At 72.5% G+C, this 20342-nt stretch carries 16 protein-coding genes; 9 read left to right on the forward strand and 7 right to left on the reverse strand.

The window, feature by feature from the left end; genetic code table 11:
* Positions 1–2 precede the first annotated feature (2 nt).
* A complete protein-coding gene (locus tag OG485_RS29410; protein ID WP_328671500.1) occupies positions 3–422 on the forward strand; it encodes a hypothetical protein in 420 nt (139 codons plus the stop codon).
* Between the two features lie 142 nt (positions 423–564).
* Here the strand turns inward: OG485_RS29410 and OG485_RS29415 are convergent, their stop codons facing one another.
* The 5 genes from OG485_RS29415 to glgX all read right to left on the reverse strand — a co-directional run bounded on the left by OG485_RS29415 (position 565) and on the right by glgX (position 10513).
* The gene (locus OG485_RS29415) at positions 565–2322 is read right to left on the reverse strand and encodes an ABC transporter ATP-binding protein (RefSeq protein WP_328671501.1); all 1758 of its coding nucleotides are present in this window, start codon (positions 2320–2322) and stop codon (positions 565–567) included.
* Entirely contained in the window at positions 2319–4091 is a 1773-nt protein-coding gene (locus OG485_RS29420) for an ABC transporter ATP-binding protein (RefSeq protein WP_328671502.1), read from the reverse strand. The genes OG485_RS29415 and OG485_RS29420 overlap by 4 nt, the downstream gene beginning before the upstream one ends.
* 43 nt (positions 4092–4134) lie before the next feature.
* Entirely contained in the window at positions 4135–6162 is a 2028-nt protein-coding gene (locus tag OG485_RS29425) for an ABC transporter ATP-binding protein (protein ID WP_328671504.1), read from the reverse strand.
* The gene (locus OG485_RS29430; RefSeq protein WP_328671506.1) at positions 6159–7961 is read right to left on the reverse strand and encodes an ABC transporter ATP-binding protein; all 1803 of its coding nucleotides are present in this window, start codon (positions 7959–7961) and stop codon (positions 6159–6161) included. Before OG485_RS29430 ends, OG485_RS29425 begins: the two co-directional genes overlap by 4 nt.
* 230 nt (positions 7962–8191) lie before the next feature.
* Positions 8192–10513, reverse strand: a complete 2322-nt coding sequence (gene glgX, locus OG485_RS29435; protein ID WP_328671507.1) for a glycogen debranching protein GlgX — start codon at positions 10511–10513, stop codon at positions 8192–8194.
* Positions 10514–10664: 151 nt separating this feature from the next.
* Between glgX and OG485_RS29440 the strand changes: the two genes are divergently transcribed.
* From OG485_RS29440 to OG485_RS29465, 6 genes are all read left to right on the forward strand, one after another.
* Positions 10665–11894: a L,D-transpeptidase gene (locus tag OG485_RS29440; protein ID WP_328671509.1), complete on the forward strand. Its 1230-nt coding sequence runs from the start codon at positions 10665–10667 to the stop codon at positions 11892–11894.
* Between the two features lie 168 nt (positions 11895–12062).
* Positions 12063–13310 (forward strand): L,D-transpeptidase, encoded by a 1248-nt coding sequence (locus OG485_RS29445; RefSeq protein ID WP_443048780.1) that lies wholly within the window; start codon positions 12063–12065, stop codon positions 13308–13310.
* A gap of 192 nt (positions 13311–13502) precedes the next feature.
* On the forward strand, positions 13503–14270 hold the full coding sequence (locus OG485_RS29450; protein WP_328671513.1) for an enoyl-CoA hydratase/isomerase family protein: 768 nt from the start codon (positions 13503–13505) through the stop codon (positions 14268–14270).
* A gap of 179 nt (positions 14271–14449) precedes the next feature.
* Positions 14450–15058, forward strand: a complete 609-nt coding sequence (locus OG485_RS29455) for an ATP-binding protein (RefSeq protein ID WP_328674712.1) — start codon at positions 14450–14452, stop codon at positions 15056–15058.
* Between the two features lie 292 nt (positions 15059–15350).
* A complete protein-coding gene (locus tag OG485_RS29460; protein ID WP_443048781.1) occupies positions 15351–16190 on the forward strand; it encodes a polysaccharide deacetylase family protein in 840 nt (279 codons plus the stop codon).
* Positions 16190–17389: a YncE family protein gene (locus tag OG485_RS29465; RefSeq protein ID WP_328671515.1), complete on the forward strand. Its 1200-nt coding sequence runs from the start codon at positions 16190–16192 to the stop codon at positions 17387–17389. The genes OG485_RS29460 and OG485_RS29465 overlap by 1 nt, the downstream gene beginning before the upstream one ends.
* A 37-nt stretch (positions 17390–17426) precedes the next feature.
* Here OG485_RS29465 and OG485_RS29470 read toward each other — a convergent pair whose 3' ends face one another.
* On the reverse strand, positions 17427–18062 hold the full coding sequence (locus OG485_RS29470; protein WP_328671517.1) for a GNAT family N-acetyltransferase: 636 nt from the start codon (positions 18060–18062) through the stop codon (positions 17427–17429).
* A 54-nt stretch (positions 18063–18116) separates the two neighbouring features.
* Between OG485_RS29470 and OG485_RS29475 the strand changes: the two genes are divergently transcribed.
* Positions 18117–19031, forward strand: a complete 915-nt coding sequence (locus OG485_RS29475) for a helix-turn-helix domain-containing protein (protein ID WP_328671519.1) — start codon at positions 18117–18119, stop codon at positions 19029–19031.
* Between the two features lie 60 nt (positions 19032–19091).
* Positions 19092–19304 carry an EF-hand domain-containing protein gene (locus OG485_RS29480; protein ID WP_328671521.1) on the forward strand — a complete coding sequence of 71 codons (213 nt, stop codon included), beginning with the start codon at positions 19092–19094 and terminating at the stop codon, positions 19302–19304.
* A gap of 50 nt (positions 19305–19354) precedes the next feature.
* Here the strand turns inward: OG485_RS29480 and OG485_RS29485 are convergent, their stop codons facing one another.
* Positions 19355–20278 (reverse strand): AraC family transcriptional regulator, encoded by a 924-nt coding sequence (locus OG485_RS29485; RefSeq protein WP_328671523.1) that lies wholly within the window; start codon positions 20276–20278, stop codon positions 19355–19357.
* Positions 20279–20342: the final 64 nt, after the last annotated feature.

Genomic DNA, 20342 nt, shown 5'->3' on the forward strand with positions numbered 1-20342 from the left:
GCATGGACCGGTTCGCGCTGTGCCGGGCCCTCGAAGAGGCCGGGGTCCCCGCCACGTCCTACGAGATCGCGGACTGCCCCGGCCGCCACCGCGCGGCCGACCGCTACTTCCTCGACGGTCACGACGGGGACTGGACCGTGGGCGTCCACGAGCGGGGGACCCGCCAGGTCTTCGAGCGGTTCGCCGACGAGGACGAGGCCTGCCGGTGGATCCACGACCGGCTCCTCGGCGGGGAACCGTCCCCCACGGACCCCGCGCCCGCGCCCGGAGAGCCGGCCGGTCCGGGGCCCGGCCCCGAGGCCCTGCGACGACAGGCCGACGACGAACTCGAAGCGGCCCTCGCCGAGTTGCGCCGCCGGGCGGCCGGGACGCCCGGCCGGGAGCACCCCGGAAAGGCCGCGGAAGGAGACGGCCCCGCGTAGGGGCGCCGGGCGCCGGGGATCCGGCGGGAACGGCCGGACAGACCGCGCCGCGCACCGGCCCGTCCGCCGTGGGGCGACCGGCACGGGAGGGAGTGCCGGACGGACCGGCAGGGGAGGGAGCGCGGGGGCGCGGGGGCGCGGATCAGCCGGGCGAGGGACTCCCGTCCCCGTGCCACGAGTGCCACAGCGCCGCGTACGGCCCGTCGGCCGCCACCAGTTCGTCGTGCGTGCCCAGTTCGGTCAGCCGGCCGTCCTCCATCACCGCCACCCGGTCGGCGTCATGGGCGGTGTGCAGCCGGTGGGCGATCGCGATGACGGTGCGGCCCTCCAGCACGGTGGCCAGCGCACGCTCCGTGTGCCGGGCGGTCGTCGGATCGAGGAGCGCCGTGGCCTCGTCGAGGATCAAGGTGTGCGGGTCGGCGAGCACCACCCGGGCCAGCGCCAGCTGCTGGGCCCGTGAGCCGTCGACGCGCAGGGCCTCCGGCCCCAGTTCGGTGTCCAGCCCGTCGGGGAGCTCCCCGGCCCAGTCGTCGGCGCCGACGGCCGCGAGTGCCGCCCACAACTCGGCGTCACCGGCGCCCGGTTCGGCGATGAGCAGGTTGTCGCGGACCGTACCGAGGAACACATGGTGCTCCTGGGTGACGAGGACGACGTGCCGGCGCAGCTGCTCCGGGTCGAGGTCGACGACCGGCACCCGCCCGACGGTCACCGTCCCGCTGCCCGGAGCGTCGACCCCCGCCAGCAGTCTGCTCAGCGTGGTCTTCCCGGCGCCCGAGGGGCCCACGACGGCCAGCCGTTCCCCGGGCCGCACCGTCAGATCGACACCGCGCAGCACCTCGCCGCCACCGTCGTACGCGTACCGCACACCGGTGACGTCGATCCGGTCGTCCACCGGTACGGGGGAACCGGCCGGCACGGAGCGCGGCGCCCCGGCGAGACCCTCCACGCGGGCGAACGAGGCGCCGCTGCTCTGCAGTTGCTCGACCTGGTTCAGGATCTGGTCGAGCGGGTCGGCGAGCCGGTGCAGATACAGCGTCGCGGCGACCACGGTGCCGAGGCTCAGCGTGCCCCGGGCGTGCAGCGCGCCGCCCACCAGGAGGACGGCGACGACCGGCACGATGTACGAGATGTCCACCGCCGGGAAGAACACGCTGCGCAGGAACAGGGTCCGCATCCGCGTCACCCGGGAGACCTCCAGCGCGTCCCGGCCCGCCCGGATCCGGGTCTCGCCCAGCCCGAACGCCTCCACCGTGCGGGCGCCGGACGCCGTGGCCGCGAGGATCTCGGCGACCTCCGAGGTGGCGGCTTCCTGCGCGAGATAGTCGGCGCGCGCCCGGCGCAGATACCAGCGCAGCGCGAATCCGATGCCGCCCAGTCCGAGCACCCCGCAGGCGCCGAGCAGCGGGTCGATGGCGAAGACGGCGACGAGGACGAACAGCGCCTGCGCGCCGGAGATCAGCAGCTGGGGTCCCGCGTCGCGCAGGGTGTTGCCCACCACCGTGACGTCGCCGGTGCCGCGTGCCGTCAGATCGCCGGTGCCCGCGCGTTCCACGACCGACGCGGGCAGCGTCAGCGTCCGCTCCACGAACTCCTCCCGCACCCGCGCGAGGGTCCGCTCACCGAAGCGGTACGCCACGTACCCGGCCCAGCGCGACAGCAGCAGCTGGACCAGCGAGGCCACGAGGATGACGAGCGCCGGCCCGTCCACCGCCTCCACACCCGCGCCGTCGCGTACGTCGTCGATCATCCGCCCGAGCAGCCAGGGGCCGGCCAGTCCGGCGCCCGCGGCCAGCGCGTTGAGCGTGAGCACGGCGGCGAACACGCGTCCGTCCGCCCGGATCAGCCGTAGCGCCGCCCGCCGCACCTCGGCGCGCCCCGCCACCGGCAGCCGGGCCGTCACAGCACGACCTCCTCGTCCACGCCCGCCATCGGATCCGCGTCCCCTTCCTCACCCGTACCCGCGTCCTCGTCCGGCTCCGTGTCACGGGCCACCAGCGACCGGTATCCCGGTTGGCTCCGCAGGAGTTCGCGGTGGGTGCCGGTGGCCGCCGCCTTGCCGTCGACGAGGAAGCAGACCGTGTCCGCGTGGTCCAGTACGAGCGGTGACGTGCTGGTCACGAGGGTCGTACGGCCCGAGCGGGCGGCGCGCAGCCGGGCGGCGGCCTTGGCCTCGGTGTGGGCGTCGAGCGCCGAGGTCGGCTCCAGGGCGAGCAGCACCTCGGGATCCGCGAGGAGCGCGCGCACCAGCCGGACCCGCTGCCGCTGCCCGCCGGACAGGTTCCGGCCCTGCGCGTCGACGGCCGCGTCGAGGCCGCCCGGCAGCCCGAGGACGATGTCGTCGGCGGCGGCCGCGCGCACGGCCCGGTCGACGGTCTCCTCGTCGGCGTCCCGGCGTCCTCGGACCAGGTCGCGCAGGACGCCCGCGAACAGGTCGGCCTCGTGTTCGGCCACCAGGATCCGGTCGCGCACCTGGGGCAGCGCGACCCGGTCGAGCCGTACGCCGCCCCAGGTCACGTCCGAGGGGGCGTACCGGCCGAGCCGGTCGACCACGGCCGCGGACTGGTCGGGGCGGGCTCCGGCCAGCACGGTCAGCCGGCCCGGGACCACCCGGACCCCGGACTCCGGATCGTGCAGGGCGGCCGGGAACTCCGGGGCGTCGAGCGCGTCCGGGGGAGAGGCGACGGGCTCCAGGGACAGGAACCTGACGACGCGCCGGGCGGCGACCACGCCCCGGGCGAGTTCGTAGCCGCAGTCGATGAAGAAGTACACCGGCATGACGAGGACCGCGACATAGCCGTACACCGACACCAACTGGCCGATGGTGATGTCTCCCTGGGCGGTCAGCCGGGCCGCGAGCCAGGTCACCGCGGCCAGCAGGACGGACGGCAGCCCCACGGCGAGCGCCTGGATCCAGCTCGTCACCGCGCCGACCCGGTACCCCTGTTCACGCAGCTTCCGCGCGTCACGGCGGAACGCGTCCGCGAACAGCTCCTTGCCGCCGAGGCCGTTCAGGACGCGCAGACCGCCCGCGAGATCGCCGATGCGCTCGGTCAGGACGGCCTGCCTTTCCCGGTACCCCGTCTCGGTCCCCTGGAGGCGGAGCGTCAACGGCCCGACGAGCACGGCCGTCAGCGGAACCCCGAGCAGGAGCACCGCCGACAGCTGCACCGAGACCGGCAGCAGCAGCGCGGCCACGACGCCGTAGGTGACGACCGCGGCCAGACCGGGTCCGACGACGGTCAGCGATCTGCCGATCGTGTCCACATCGCGCACGCCGACCGTGATGATCTCCCCCGTGCCGATCTGCCGCGACAGGGCCGCGCCGAGCCGGGCCGCGTGCTCGACCACGAGTTTGACCGTACGGAAGTTGGCGTCCATCCGGACCTGGGTCATCGTGCGGTGGCGTACGACACCCAGACCGGCGTTGAGCACTCCGGTACCGAGCACGGCGGCCGTCCAGCCCGCCAGCGCCGCCCCGTCGCGCGGCTCCAGTCCGTCGTCGATCGCCCGGGACAGCAGATACGGCGTCAGCGCCAGGAGTCCCATCCACACGGTGGAGACCGCCGCGCCGGTGACCGACCGGTGTGTCTGCCGGGTGACCAGCCACCACAGGAACCGCCAGCCGCCCCGGCGGTCCGGTGTCCCCGGCGCCGCGTACGTGTCGATCATCGCGTTTCGTCCGCTCCTTCGTCCGCCCTCATCCGCCCGTCCGTCACTGGACGAGGCTGTCGCGCCAGGCCCGGTGCAGGTCCGCGAACCGGCCCGTGCCCGCGACGAGTTCGGCGGGTGTGCCGTCCTCGACGACCCGCCCGTGCTCCATCACCAGCACCCGGTCGGCGATCGCCACCGTCGACAGCCGGTGCGCGATGACCACCGCCGTACGCCCCCGCAGGACCGTCGACATGGCGCGCTGCACGGCCCGTTCGCCCGGGATGTCCAGGGAGCTGGTCGCCTCGTCGAGGATCAGGACGGCCGGGTCGGCGAGCAGGGCTCGTGCGAAGGCCACGAGTTGACGCTGGCCCGCGGAGATCCGGCCGCCGCGCTTGCGTACGTCCGTGTCGTAGCCGTCGGGCAGGGCGCTGATGAAGTCGTGCGCGCCGATCGCCTTCGCCGCCTGCTCGATCTCCTCGCGGGACGCCTCGGGGCGGCCGATCGCGATGTTCTCGGCGACCGTGCCCGAGAACAGGAACGCCTCCTGGGTCACCATCACCACCCCGCGCCGCAGTTCGGGCACCGGCAGCTCGCGCAGATCGACGCCGTCGAGCAGGACCCGGCCCTCGGTGGGGTCGTAGAACCGGGCCAGGAGCTTGGCCAGCGTCGACTTGCCGGCGCCGGTCGAGCCGACCACGGCCACCGTCTGTCCGGCGGGCAGCGTGAGCGAGAAGGAGGGCAGGACCTCCCCGCCCGTGCGGTACGCGAAGCGGACCTCGTCGAACACGACCTCGCGGCCGGGGTGTTCGGAGGCGAGGGCGGGCAGCTGCCGGGGCACGGACGGCTCCGGCACGGACGGGGTCTGGGCCAGCAGGCCGGCGATCTTCTCCAGCGAGGCCGCGGCGGACTGGTAGGAGTTCAGGAACATGCCGAGGCGGTCGATGGGGTCGTAGAGCCGGCGCAGATAGAGGACCGCCGCGGCGAGCACACCGAGCGCCAGCGAACCCGAGGCCACCCGGTGGGCGCCCCACAGCACGATGCCCGCGACCGCCGTGTTGGCGACGAGCCGGGAGCCCACGACATAGCGGGCCATCTCCAGCAGGGCGTCGCCGTTCGTCCGCTCGTGCCGCCGGTTGAGCACCCCGAACTCGGCCTCGTTGGCGGCCTCCCGGCGGAACGCGCGCACCGGCCTGATGCCGTTCATCGTCTCCGCGAACTTCACGATCACCGCGGCGATCGTCGTCGAACGGACGGCGAAGATCCGGCCCGCGCGGCGCTGGTAGCGGCGGATGAGCAGATACAGCGGCACGAAGGAGACCACCGCGACCGCGCCGAGCCCGACGTCCAGCCAGAGCAGCATCGCCGAGATGTAGACGAAGGACAGGATGACCGTGACGAGCTCCTGGAGCCCCTCGCTGAGCAGTTCGCGCAGCGACTCGACGTCCGTCGTGGAGCGGGAGATCAGCCGGCCCGAGGTGTAGCGCTCGTGGAAGTCGATGCTGAGCGCCTGGGCGTGCCGGAAGATCCGGCCGCGCAGATCGAGCAGCACGTCCTGGTTGACCCGGGCCGAGGCGATGATGAAGGCGTACTGGAGTCCGCCGGAGGCCGCCGCACACAGCAGGTAGGCGACGCCCACGGCGATCAGCGGCCCGTGGTCGTCCTGCCGGAAGGCCGGTACGGCACGGTCGATGGCGTACGCCACCAGCAGCGGGCCCACCTGCACGGCGGCCTGCTGGAGCAGCAGCAGAACGGTGGTCACGGCGACCCGTGCCCGGAGCGGGGCGAGCAGCGAGCGCAGCAGCGTCGCGGTCGCGCCCGGCGGAGCGGGCAGGGTGTCGTGGTCGAAGGCGTCCTCGTACGGCGCGGGTTCCGGGGCCGCCCGGCCCTTTCGGCGCGGACCGCCCGGTCCGTCGTCCGGGCCGGTGCCGGCGTCGGTGTGGGTGCCGCCGCCGGTTCCGTCGTCCCGGCCCGCGTCCTGTCCGCGGCTTCGGCCGCCGTCCGGTCCCTCGCCGGGACCGGTTCCGGGTCCTCCGTCCGGTTCCTCGTTCGGTTCCTTGTCCGGCGCGGTGGTCGTGGGCGCCGCCGTCATCGGCCGTCCTCCTCTGCACCCGACATCAGGTGGGCGTATTCGGCATGGGTGCGCAGCAGTTCGTGGTGGGTGCCGACCGCCGCGATCCGGCCGTCGGAGATCAGGGCCACCCGGTCGGCCAGCAGGACCGTGGACGGCCGGTGCGCCACGATCAGCGCGGTCGTCTCCGCCAGCACCCGGCGCAGCGCGGCCTCGACCGCCGCCTCCGTGTGCACGTCCAGCGCCGACAGCGGGTCGTCGAGCACCAGGAAGCGGGGCCGGCCGACCACCGCGCGGGCCAGCGCGAGCCGCTGCCGCTGCCCTCCGGAGAGGCTGAGCCCCTGTTCGCCGACCTGCGTCCCCGTGCCCTGGGGCAGCGCGTGCGCGAAGTCGGCCTGCGCGACGGCGAGGGCACGGTCCAGCTCCGCGCGGCCGGCGGTCTCGGGTGCGCCCATCAGGACGTTCTCACCGACCGTGGCCGAGAAGAGGGTGGGTTCCTCGAAGGCGACGGCGACGAGTTCGCGCAACTCCTCGCGGGGCATCCCGGTGATGTCCCGGCCGTCCAGGGTGATCCGGCCGGAGGTCACCTCGTGCAGACGGGGGACGAGCGCGGTGAGGGTGGTCTTGCCGGTGCCGGTGGCGCCGACGAGCGCCATGCTCTCGCCGGGGCGGACGTGCAGGTCGATGCGGGCCAGCACCGGGGGCGTGTCCGCGGGGGCGTCGGGATAGCGGAACTCGACGCCGTGGAACCGCAGTCCGCCCTCGCCCTCGCTCCGTCCGGCCGCGGGCGCGGCGGCCGCTCCGGCCGTGCCGTCCGACTCCGGCGTCGCGTTCATGACCTCGAAGTACCGCTCCGTGGCCGTCCCGGCCTCCTGGCTCATCGCGAGGAGGAAGCCGATGGAGTCGACGGGCCAGCGCAGGGCGAGCGCGGTCGACAGGAACGCGACCAGCGTGCCGGCGGAGAGACGGCCGTCGGCGACCTGGACCGTGCCGAGGACGAGGGCGGCGCCGATGGCGAACTCGGGCAGGGTGACGATGACGCCCCAGATGGAGGCGAGCAGCCGGGCCTTGACCAGCTCCGTGCCGCGCAGGGTACGGGAGAGTTCACGGAACGCGCGCGCCTGGCTGCGATGGCGCCCGAACCCCTTGATGATCCGGATGCCGAGCACACTCTCCTCGACCACCGTCGTCAGATCGCCGACCTGGTCCTGCGCCCGCCGCGCCACCTCCGAGTAGCGCCGCTCGAAGAACCAGCAGACGATCATGACGGGGACGGCGGGGGCGAGGAGCACCAGTCCGAGGGTCCATTGCTGGGCCAGCATGATGGCGATGCCCGCGGTGATCGTCACGGTGTTCACCAGCAGGAAGGTCAGCGGGAACGCCAGGAACATGCGGACCAGCATCAGATCGGTGGTCGCCCGCGAGAGCAGCTGGCCCGAGGCCCAGCGGTCGTGGAAGGCGACCGGCAGACGCTGCAGATGCCGGTACAGACCGGCCCGCATCGCCGCCTCGACACCGGCTAGCGGGCGGGCCACCAGCCATCGGCGCAGCCCGAACAGAACGGCTTCGGCGATACCGAGCAGCAGCAGATACAGCGCCCCGAGCCAGACACCCGCCGGATCGTGCCCGGTGACCGGGCCGTCCACCATCCACTTCAGGATCAGCGGGAACACCAGCGCCAGACAGGATGCGACCACCGCGACGAACGCCGCGCAGAACAGCCGCGCCCGCACCGGGCGTACATACGGCCACAGGCGCAGCAGGCTGCGTACGGTCGAACGGTCGGGGTGGTCCGGGGCGGCTGCATCGGATGTGGTCATCATCAGCGAGCCTACGTTTCACCACTGACAGTGCCCACCGAGTTTTTGGGCGCACCCGAATCGTTCGAAGCGCTCCAGAGGTGGACGTCCGCCGGACTCCCGGAGCGGGCGTCCGACGGGTCGTACCGCCGCATCGGCCGATCGGCTGATGTCACCTCGGGAGGGCGCCCGCCCCCAGCCCGCACCCGAGGGGCCGCGCCCCCAGCCCGCCCCTCCGAGGGGCCGCGCTCTCAGTGGACCCTGAGCAGCAGCACGGACCGTGCCGGCACCGTGATCGCCGTGCCCGCCCGGTGCGTGAGCGCGGGCGCCGCCGTCTGATCCTCGCGCGAGGTGTCCACGACCACCTCGTACGCCGCGGCCCACGGCGCCCCCGGCAGGTCGAAGGAGGCCGGCCGGTCCCCGGCGTGCAGCACGGCGAGGAAGCTGTCGTCGACGACCGGGGCGCCCCGCGCGTCCCGTCCGGGGATGTCCCGGCCGGACAGGTACATGCCGAGGGTCGCGGCGGGCGCGTACCAGTCCCGTTCCGTCATCTCGGTGCCCCGCGCGGTGAACCAGGCCAGATCCCGCAGTCCGTCGGCCGAGTGCGCCCGCCCGGAGAAGAAGGCCCGGCGGCGCAGCACGGGATGCGCGTGGCGCAGCGCGATCAGACGGGACGTCAGTTCGAATAGCGCCCGCCAGCCGGGGTCGTCCAGCAGCGACCAGTCGACCCAGCTGATCTCGTTGTCCTGGCAGTAGGCGTTGTTGTTGCCCCGCTGGGTGCGCCCGAACTCGTCCCCGGCGACCAGCATCGGCACCCCCGTCGACAGCAGCAGCGTCGTCAGCAGGTTCCTCAACTGGCGCCGTCGCAGGGCCCGCAGGCCGTCGTCCGCGCTCTCGCCCTCCGTCCCGCCGTTCCAGGCCCGGTTGTCGTCGGTGCCGTCCCGGTTGCCCTCGCCGTTCGCCTCGTTGTGCTTGCGCTCGTACGACACGAGGTCGCGCAGGGTGAAACCGTCGTGCGCGGTCACGAAGTTGACGGAGGCGTACGGGCGCCGGCCGCCCCACGCGTACAGGTCGCTCGACCCGGACAGGCGGTAGCCCAGATCCCGTACGTCGGGCAGCGCACCGCGCCAGAAGTCCCGTACGGCGTTGCGGTAGCGGTCGTTCCACTCCGTCCACAGGGGCGGGAAGGCGCCGACCTGGTAGCCGCCGGAGCCGACGTCCCACGGCTCGGCGATCAGCTTGACCCTGCGCAGCACCGGATCCTGCGCGATGACGGCGAGGAACGGCGACAGCATGTCGACGTCGTGCATGGAGCGGGCGAGCGCGGCCGCCAGGTCGAAGCGGAAACCGTCGACGCCCATCTCGGTGACCCAGTACCGCAGCGAGTCCGTGATCAGCCGCAGCACCTGCGGCTGCACGACGTGCAGGGTGTTGCCGCAGCCCGTGTAGTCCGCGTAGCGGCGGGCGTCCGACTGGAGCCGGTAGTACCCCCGGTTGTCGATGCCGCGCAGCGACAGCGTCGGGCCCAGTTCGCCGGCCTCCGCGGTGTGGTTGTAGACGACGTCGAGGATGACCTCGATCCCCGCCGCGTGCAGTGCGCGCACCATCCGCTTGAACTCGCCGACCTGCTCGCCCCTCGTGCCGGAGGCGGCGTAGCCCGCGTGCGGGGCGAAGTAGCCGATCGAGTTGTAGCCCCAGTAGTTCTTCATGCCCCGGCGCAGCAGGTGGTCCTCGTGCGCGAACTGGTGCACCGGCAGCAGCTCCACCGCCGTCACCCCGAGGTTCACCAGGTGCTCGACGGCCGCCGGGTGCGCCAGTCCGGCGTACGTGCCGCGCAGTTCCCCGGGGATCGAGGGGTGCAGACGGGTGAACCCGCGCACGTGCAGTTCGTAGATGACCGAGTCCGCCCACGGGGTCTTGGGGCGGTGGTCGTCCGACCAGTCGTCGTCGTCCTGGACGACGACGCCCTTGGGGACGAGGGGCGCCGAGTCGCGGTCGTCGCGCACGGTGTCGGCGACCTGCTGCTGCGGCCAGTCGCGTACATGCCCGTACACCTCGGGCGGCAGGGTGAAGTCGCCGTCCACGGCACGGGCGTACGGGTCCAGGAGCAGCTTCGCCGGGTTCCAGCGGGCGCCGGTCCACGGGTCCCAGCGGCCGTGCACCCGAAAGCCGTAGCGGCGGCCGGGGAACACTCCGGGGACGAAGCCGTGCCAGATCTCGTGGGTGAGTTCGGTGAGCGGGACGCGGGTCTCGGCGCCCTCCTCGTCGAAGAGGCACAGGTCGACGGCCTCCGCGCCGCCCGCCCACAGGGCGAAGTTGGTGCCCGTGGTGCCGTCGGGGCCGACCCGGAAGCGTGCGCCGAGCGGGGTCGGGGCGCCCGGCCAGGCGCCGACGGGAGGCGCCGCGGGGCGCCGTGAGCCGTTCAGCGCGGGAGCGGCCGGTTCCACCGCCGGGTCCGCGACCGCCGGTGCGGCGGCGGGCGGCCCCGCCGGGTCCGTGACGGTCTGCGCGGGCAGCCCGCCGCCCGCGGCGCGTCCCTCGTGGACCGCCTCCTGCTCGGGTGCGCTCGACACCGGTCAGCCTCCCACGGCTCATGGAACGGCACGGAAAAGGGTGCACGGCGTCCCGGCCGCGGCTCCTTGGCGCGTCGTCCTCCCCACTGTTCTGCCCAGAGCGTGGCTCGCACTCACGTTTCCCCGGAGGGGCGGCGTCGTTGGGTCCCTTGTGAAGCACGTACACACGCGCGCGCGGCGCGCAGGGGCCGCGCTGGCCGCCGTACTGACCTGGGCCGGTCTGCTGGCCGGAGCCTCCGGCTGCACCTCCGGCGGGATCTCGGACGGGATCGGGGAGGCGTTCGGCAAACCACGGTCGCCGGAGGACGTCATCCACGTCTCGCCCGACGACAACTCCAAGGGCGTACGGCCGCGGGAGGCACTGCTGGTACGGGTGCCCGGCGGCCGCCTGGAGTCCGTGAAGGTGGTCAAGTCCCAGGACGCCCGGGAGTCGCCCGTACCGGGGCGCATCAGCGAGGACGGCCTGTCCTGGAGACCGGACGACGCGCGGCTCGCCCTGGCCGCCAAGTACACCGTGGACGCGGTGGCCCTGGACGGCGGCGGGCACCGCTCGGCCCGGCACACCACGTTCACCACATCCGTCCCCGACGAGCGGTTCATCGGGTACGTCACCCCGGAGGACCGCTCCGTCGTCGGCACCGGGATGATCGTCTCCCTGGAGTTCAACCGGGAGATCGAGAACCGGGCCGCCGTCGAACGCGCCATCCGTGTCGAGGCGCGGCCCGCGGTCGAGATCCGCGCCCACTGGTTCGGCGGCGGACGCGTCGACTTCCGTCCCGAGCGGTACTGGAAGCCGGGCACGAAGGTCACCGTGGCGCTGCGGCTGCGCGACGTCGAAGGGGCACCCGGCGTGTACGGACTCCAGTCCAGGACCTTCTCGTTCACCGTCGGCCGCGACCAGACGTCCCTCGTCGACGCCCGCGCCCACACCATGGAGGTACGCCGTGAAGGCAACCTCCTGGCCACGGTGCCGATCACGGCCGGTGCGCCCAGGACGACGACGTACAACGGGAAGATGGTCGTCACCGAGATGCTCGAGGTGACCCGGATGAACAGCCGGACCGTCGGCTTCGGCGGCGAGTACGACATCCCCGACGTCCCGCACGCGATGCGCCTGACCGACTCCGGAACCTTCCTGCACGGCAACTACTGGGCGCCGGACGCCTTCGGCAACACCAACGTGAGCCACGGCTGCGTGGGGCTGCGGGACGTGAAGGGCGGCGGCTCCGACACCCCGGCGGGCTGGTTCTTCGACCGCAGCCTCATCGGGGACGTCGTCGAGGTCGTCCACAGCAAGGACAGGAAGGTGGCCCCCGACAACGGACTCGGCGGCTGGAACATGGGCTGGAAGGAGTGGAAGGCCGGCAGCGCAGTCGACTGATCTTCGCTCCCCGGTGCAACCATCTTCGCGGTCGATGGTCCAAGTTGCGGCTGAACGGTGACATTGACCTGACACGGAGCTCAAAACCGTGAGGTTAATATGCGCCAGTGATCGCGCGGGACGCGCTGGGGTGGGGGCCTGATCAGGCCTTGCGAGGGGAGAAAGACTGTGAACGTGCGACCGGTATCGTGGGCGTCGGCAGGTGGACGCTCACGCGGCCGCAACAAGCGGTGGGCGGTGATCGTCGGCGGTGTGCTGCTGGCCGTCACGGCCTGCGGCGGGGGCGGGGGAACGGACTCGGGGTCCGGAGGGAAGGACAAGGACGGCAAGGGCAGCACCACCGCGGAGAGCAAGCAGTCGGTGGCCGTCGTCACGATCGCGCCGAAGGCCGGTGCCAAGGACGTCGACACCAGCGGCACCCTCAAGGTCACGGCCAGTAAGGGCGAACTGACCGAGGTCACCGTCAAGGACGACGAGGGCACGAAGGTCGACGGCGAGATATCGGCCGACGGCAGCGGCTGGACGCCCGCCACGCACCTCGCGGCGTCCACCAAGTACCAGGTGCACGCGGTCGCGAAGGACTCCGAGGGCCGCACGGCGGCCGAGGACTCTTCCTTCACGACGCTGAGCCCGCGGAACACCTTCACCGGCAACTTCACGCCCGAGGACGGCTCCAAGGTCGGCGTCGGCATGCCGTTCTCGGTCCGCTTCACCCGGGGCATCACCAAGCCGGACGACGTCGAGAAGGCCATCAAGATCACGACCGAGCCGGCCGTCGACGTCCAGGGCCACTGGTTCGGCAACGACCGCCTCGACTTCCGGCCCGAGAAGTACTGGAAGGCCGGCACCAAGGTCACCGTGAAGCTGAACCTCGACGGCGTCGAGGGCCGCAAGGGCGTCTACGGCAAGCAGGCCAAGACCGTCTCCTTCACCATCGGCCGCGACCAGGTGTCCGTCGTGGACGCCAAGAAGCACACGATGAAGGTCATGCAGGAGGGCAAGGTCGTCAAGACCATCCCGGTGACCACCGGCAAGCCCGGCTACGCCACCTGGAACGGCCAGATGGTCATCAGCGAGAAGTTCACCGTGACCCGGATGAACGGCGACACGGTCGGCTACGACGGCGAGTACGACATCAAGGACGTCCCGCACGCCATGCGCCTGACCAACTCCGGCACCTTCGTGCACGGCAACTACTGGGGCGGCGGCGCCTTCGGCAACTACAACGCCAGCCACGGCTGCATCGGCCTGCGGGACGTGCGCGGCGGCTACGACAGCGGTGTGCCGGCCGCATGGTTCTTCAACCACTCGATGGTCGGTGACGTGGTGGTCGTGAAGAACTCCACCGACCCGACGGTCGACCCGGCCAACGGCCTCAACGGCTGGAACATCTCCTGGGCGGACTGGACCAAGTGATCTCGCCGTACCGGACCGAGTGATCTCGCAGGACAGGAGCGCGTGAGGACCGAGGACCGGACCGCGTGACGGCTTTCGCCCGGCTCGCGTGACCGTTTCCGGCCCCGTCGCCCGACCGCTCCCCACCGGGCCGGGTGTGCTGTGACTCAGCACACCCGGCCCGGTGCCGTTAACGGCCACTAACCTGCTTCCATGACTGTGCATCTCGAAGTGGCCGAAGGCGTGGGCACCATCCGCCTGGACCGCCCTCCCATGAACGCCCTGGACGTGGCGACGCAGGACCGTCTCAAGGAGCTGGCCGAGGAGGCCACGACCCGGCCGGACGTCCGCGCCGTGGTGCTGTACGGCGGGGAGAAGGTGTTCGCGGCGGGCGCGGACATCAAGGAGATGCAGGCCATGGACCACGCCGCGATGGTGGTGCGGTCCCGGGCCCTGCAGGACTCCTTCACCGCCGTCGCCCGCATCCCCAAGCCCGTCGTCGCCGCCGTCACCGGATACGCGCTCGGCGGCGGCTGCGAACTGGCCCTGTGCGCCGACTACCGCATCGCCGGGGACAACGCCAAGCTGGGCCAGCCCGAGATCCTGCTCGGCCTGATCCCCGGCGCCGGCGGTACCCAGCGCCTGTCCCGGCTGATCGGCCCCTCCAAGGCCAAGGACCTCATCTTCACCGGCCGCATGGTCAAGGCCGACGAGGCCCTCACGCTCGGCCTGGTCGACCGGGTCGTCCCCGCCGCCGACGTCTACACCGAGGCGCACGCCTGGGCGGCCCGGCTCGCGCAGGGCCCGGCCATCGCGCTGCGCGCCGCGAAGGAGTCCATCGACGCGGGTCTGGAGACGGACATCGAGACCGGGCTGACCATCGAGCGGAACTGGTTCGCGGGCCTGTTCGCGACGGAGGACCGCGAGCGGGGCATGCGCAGCTTCGTGGAAGAGGGTCCCGGCAAGGCGAAGTTCCTCTGAGCCTCCGCCGCGTCACCGCCGGTCCCCTCGGGGTTGACGCGGTGTCATCGCCGCGTCCCTCGATGGGGCGCTTTATCCCTGGCTTAAGGCAGCCTTAAGCCCACCTTGTCGAGAGGCGGCGGCGATTGCCCCCGACCGGCCTGTTCCGGCAGGTCGGACGGGCTCCCGCCGCCTCCGAACTGCCTGTGGCATATGCCTATCGAATAGTGTGGAATGTCGCGTTCCGGGGGGCCTATTCCTTCGGAACGGCCCCGGAGCGGGCGCCGGGCGGCCATGATGGGGGCATGGCGGGGCTGGAGGGTATGGAACAGCCGCGGCGGCACGGAAGTGCGACCGCGGCGCGCTGGACGCCTGCGGTCGAGGACGAACGAGCGCTCAAGGCGCTGGAGTTGTTCGGCAATCCGACCGAGTCGGAGGTACTGCTGCCGTCCCGCCCGGAGTCCGCGGCCACTGCGCGGCGGCTCACCCAGATCGTGGTCCTGCGGCACTGGGGGCTGTCCCCGAAGATGACCGAGGACGCGGTCTTACTCGTCTCCGAACTCGTGGGCAACGCCGTACGGCACACCGGCGCCCGCGCCTTCGGACTCCGTACGCGCCGCCGCCGCGGCTGGATCCGTGTCGAGGTCCGTGACCCCTCCCGCGGCCTTCCCTGTCTCATGCCGGTCCAGGAACTGGACCTGAGCGGCCGGGGCCTCTTCCTCGTCGACAAGCTCTCCGACCGCTGGGGTGTCGACCTGCTGCCCCGCGGCAAGACCACCTGGTTCGAAATGCGCGTCGCCGACCGCTGACCCGCTCCGGGCCCTGCTTCGTTCCGACCGTCCGCCGCCCCCCGCCCGACCCCCTCGTGGCCGCCGCTCCGTTTCCGGCCGTCGGTCCTTCCGTCCGGCGAGCGTGAGCCCCGGCCGCGTGGCAGCCGGGGCGTGCGGGGCGACGCGGAACGAACGGGGGCACCGCGCCACCGGCGGCAACCGTGGCCCGCGGCCCCGTACGGCCCGAACGCGCGCGCCGCGAGGCGACCCGCACCACCACCCAGTCGGACCAATCGCCGGTTTTTCGGCTGATTCACCCTTAAATGGTCCGGTGACCACGTCCGCCGAAGACCACGCAGCCCCCGCCCCGCCCCGGCGCGCTGCCCTGCTCACGGGACTCGCGCTCACCGCAGGAACCCTCGCCGCCGGAGCGACCGCCGGCTGTTCCGCCCCGCGAACCAGCCGGCCCCACGACCTCACGACACCTCCGGCCGCGCCCAGCGCGCCCTCCGCCACGGCGACCCGCGGAGCCTCCGCGCTCGCCCCCGCCCCCCGCCGCTACCCCGGCCGACCCGCCGAGATCACCCACGGCCCCCGCACCCACCCGTCCAGAGTGGCCCTCACCTTCCACGGCCAGGGCGATCCCGCCGTGGCGAAGGCGGTTCTCGGCGAAGCGGAGAAGGCGGGCGCCCGGGTCACCGTCCTCGCCGTCGGCACCTGGCTGGACGAGCACCCGGACATCGCCCGCCGCATCCTCGACGGCGGCCACGACCTCGGCAACCACACCCTGCGCCATCTCGACATCAACGCGATGACGGAGACGGAGGCGGCGGCGGAGATCCGGGGCTGCGCGGACCGCCTCAGACGGCTCACCGGCTCGGTCGGCACCTGGTTCCGGCCCTCCCGCAGCCCCCGGGCCTCCCCCCTGGTCCAGCGCCTCGCCCGCGACGCGGGCTACCCGCACACGCTCTCCTACGACGTCGACTCCCTCGACTACACCTCGCCGGGAGCCACCGCCGTCACCCGCAAGGTGCTGGCCGAGGTCCGGCCCGGCTCCGTCGTGAGCCTGCACTTCGGATACGCCGGCACGGTCGCCGCACTCCCCGGCCTTCTGCACGAACTCGACCGCCGCGGTCTCCGCGCGGTCACCACCACGGAGCTGCTGAGCTGATGCTGACGCCACCCTCCTCCCCGCGCCGCGTGCTGATCGCCGGCGCCGCCCTCACCGCGCTTGCCCTCCTCGCGGGCTGCGGCGGTTCCTCCCAGGACCAGGCCGACCGGACGCACAGCACCACCAAGGCGGCCGTCCGGCCCGCCCCGGTGAAGAGGCCGGCCGTCCAGGGACTGCCCGGCATGCCCCCCTTGCTGGACCCCGCGGACGTCTACGCCGCCGACCGCCCGAACCGGCTCTCCCCGGTGGTCAAGGACTTCCCGTCCCGCGTCTACGTGCCCAACACCAACTCCAACACGGTCACGGTCATCGACCCGAAGTCGTACAAGGTCATCGAGACGATCCCGGTCGGTGTCCAGCCCCAGCACGTCGTCCCCTCCTGGGACCTGAAGACCCTGTGGGTCAACAACGACCGGGGCAACACCCTCACCCCCATCGACCCGAAGACCGGCAGGGCGGGCAAGCCGGTCGACGTGCACGACCCGTACAACCTCTACTTCACGCCCAACGGCAAGTACGCGATCGTGATGGCCTCCCTCGACCGCGAACTCGTCTTCCGCGACGCGCACACCATGAACACCGTCAAGGCGGAGCCGGTCAGCTGCTACGGCGTCAACCACGCCGACTTCTCCCCGGACGGCCGCTACTTCATCGTCTCCTGCGAGTTCAGCGGCGAACTCCTGAAGGTCGACACCGAGCGGATGAAGGTGATCGGACAGCAGAGGCTGCCGTTCCACGGGGCGATGCCGCAGGACGTGAAGATCTCCCCGGACGGCAAGAAGTTCTACATCGCCGACATGATGGCCAACGGCGTATGGATCCTCGACGGCGACAAGTTCACCGAACCGACCCTGCTGCACACGGGCAAGGGCGCCCACGGACTGTACGTCAGCCGGGACTCGCGCGAGATGTACATCTCCAACCGAGGCGAAGGCACCATCTCCATCTACGACTTCACGCAGAACCGGCTCACGAAGAAGTGGCGCCTGCCCGACGGCGGCAGCCCCGACATGGGCGGCGTCTCGGCGGACGGCAAGGTCCTGTGGCTCTCCGGCCGGTACAACTCCGAGGTGTACGCCCTCGACACCCGCACCGGCGAACAGATCGCCCGTATCCCCGTCGGCAGCGGCCCGCACGGCCTCGCCGTCTATCCCCAGCCCGGCCGCTACTCGCTCGGCCACACCGGCATCTTCCGCTGACCCGGTCGGCGGGGCGGAAGCAGAACCTCCGCGCCGCTCAGCGGGGCAGGAGCAGAGCCTCCGCGCCCACCGGCCGGTAGCCCGCCGCCTGGAACGCCCGCGCACTGCGGGCGTTCCCCGCGGCCACCTGGGCCCAGACCGGTTCGCCGGCCAGGTGCCGCGCCGCCGACGCCAGCGCCCGGCCCAGCCCCCGGTGCCGTACGCCCTCGTCCACCTCCACCGCGGCCTCGAGACGTCCCCCGACTCCCCGCCCGAGGACGAGGATCCCGCCGTCCGCGGCCCACGCCCGCACGCCGTCGCGCCGTCCGCGGGCGCCCGTGAGCCGGGGGTGGGCGAGGCCGTCGATCTCCGTGAGCGCGAGGGCCGCCGGGCCGGGGAGCGGGGCGGCCACGGACAGGACGTCCACCGTGTCGTGCGACCGGCCCGTCCGCTCCATGAGCGCGGCGAGGAACCGCGGGTTCATGGCCGCCGCGAGCGGGTCGCAGTCCAGGGCCCCCAGCGTTGCGCGCACCCAGCCCTCGTCCTCGTCGGTGAAGACGACGGAGTGCGCGGTGAAGGCGAGGACGCCGGTGTCGCGGGGGGAGTGAGGGCGGACGACCGTGGTGGCGCCGTCGGGCGGCGGGAAGACTCCACGGGCCACGGCGTCCAGAATGTCGCGCAGAGTGCCGGGCATGACTGTCCCCCACCGCTTGAGTCTCCACCCGCTGGAAGGCCCAGACTCGCAGACATGATCGACGACGGCACCGCACTTCTCACCATCGGCGAGCTGTCCCGGAGCACCGGCCTGAGTGTCCGCACGATCCGCTATTGGTCGGACGAGGGCGCGCTGCCCCCGGTGGCCAGGTCGGCGGGCGGCTACCGGCTGTACGACGCCGGCTCCGTGGCCCGCCTGGAGCTGATCCGGACCCTGCGCGAACTCGGACTGGGGCTCGGCGACGTCCGCGCTGTCCTGGCGGGCGAGAGGACGGTGGCGGAGGTGGCGGCCGCGCACGTGGCCGCGCTGGACGCGCAGATCAGGTCGCTGAAGGTGACCCGGGCGGTGCTGTCGACCGTGGCACGACGTGGTTCGAGCGCACAGGAGACGACACTCATGAACAGACTGGCGCGGCTGTCCGCCGCCGAACGCGGGCGGATCATCGACGACTTCATGGAGGAGACCTTCGGGGGCCTGGACACCGCGGACCCCGACATCCGTACCCGGCTGCGGTTCAGCGTCGGTGATCTGCCGGACGACCCGACACCCGCGCAGGTGGACGCCTGGGTGGAGCTGGCCGAGATGATCCAGGACCCGGGTTTCCGGGCGCGGATGCGCGAGATGATCGAGTTCAACGCGGCGGACCGGGGACCGGACGTGCCGGCGGGAACGTCCCTGTGGTTCATGAGCCGGCTGGTGCAGCTCGCGGGCGAGGCGCTGGAGCGGGGCGTCGACCCCGGAAGCCCGGAGGCGGACACGGTGCTGAGGGGCCTGCTCGGCGACGCGGACCGGGCTTCCGTACTGGCCCGCATGGAGTCCGTGGCCCATGCCGAGATGGCCCGTTTCCGGGAGCTGGCCTCGCTGGTCAGGGGCATGGACCCGCTGTCGGCGCACCGTGAGGAGTTCGCCTGGGTACTCGCCGCACTGCGCGCCCACCCGGACCGTTAATCTGACCTCCGTACACAAGGCAGTAACGCATGCAGTGATGCACGACGAAGGGGCGGATCGGTGGCCGACATCGAGGAAGCACGCAAGCAGTTCGAGCGGATCGATACGGACGGTGACGGGTTCATCACCGCAGCCGAGTTCAAGGCCGCTCTCGCCCAGGGCGGCGACTGGAACGTCACCGAGTCGGTGGCGGAGGCCGTCATCGCCAGCCGCGACCTCAACGGTGACAAGGTTCTCTCGTTCGACGAGTTCTGGGCCCACCTGAACAAGTGACGCCGTCCGAAGGGGCGCCCGCCGGACTCCCGGAGGGCGCCCCTTCGGCGTCACGAGGCCCGCTTGCGGTACTGCCCCGGCGCCACCCCGTACTCCCGTTTGAAGGCTTTGGCGAACGCGAACTCCGAGGTGTAGCCGGTGCGTTGGGCGACCAGGCGGAGCGGGAGGTCCGCCGAGCGCAGCAGCCGTCCGGCCGTCGTCATGCGCCACCGGGTGAGGTACGCGAGCGGCGGCTCGCCCACCAGGGCGGTGAACCGGCGGGCGAACGCGGCCCGGGAGAGACCGCCGCGCGCTCCGAGTTCCCCGACCGTCCACGGGTGGGACGGGGTGTGGTGGATGGCGTGCAGCGCGGCCGCGACCGCCGGGTCGGCGAGGGCGCCCGCCCAGCCCGTGGGGTGACCGTCGCCGTGCCGCTCGCGCTGCCACCAGGCGCGCAGGATGTACAGCAGGAGCGTGTCGAGCAGCGATGTGACGACCGTGTCCGAGCCCGGCTGCGGCTCCTCCAGTTCCGTGCCGAGGAGTTCGATCGCCGTCCGCAGCGAGCGGTGGGCGCCGACGCGGGCGGGGAGATGGACGACCTCCGGCAGTTCCGCGAGGAGCGGGTGGGCGCGGGCCCGGTCCAACCCGTAGGCCCCGCACAGCAGAATGGTCCGGGCCCCCGTCGGTGGCCCCTCGGGGGGCGTGGCTTCGGGCCAGCGTCCGTCCGGTCGCACCCGCACCTCCTCCAGGGGCACGGCCACGTCGCTGGCGAGCGCGTGTCCGCGGCCGTGGGCGAGGAACACCACGTCGCCGGGTCCCACCGCCAGCGGTGCGCCGTTCTCCGGGAGCAGCCACGCCGACCCCTGGAGCACCACGTGGAATCCGGCACCGTCCGAGGCCTCGAAGCGCATTCCCCAGGGCGCGTACTTGTCCTGGCGTGAGGAGTGCGGGCGCCCCGTGCGCATGGTGGCGATGGCGTCGCTCAGTACGTCCATGCCCGAACCGTAACTCCACCACGCACCAGCGAGACGAACAGACAGGAAAACGAGACTGACAGGC

The organism is Streptomyces sp. NBC_00328, assembly GCF_036139655.1.
In the GTDB taxonomy this organism is placed as follows: domain Bacteria; phylum Actinomycetota; class Actinomycetes; order Streptomycetales; family Streptomycetaceae; genus Streptomyces.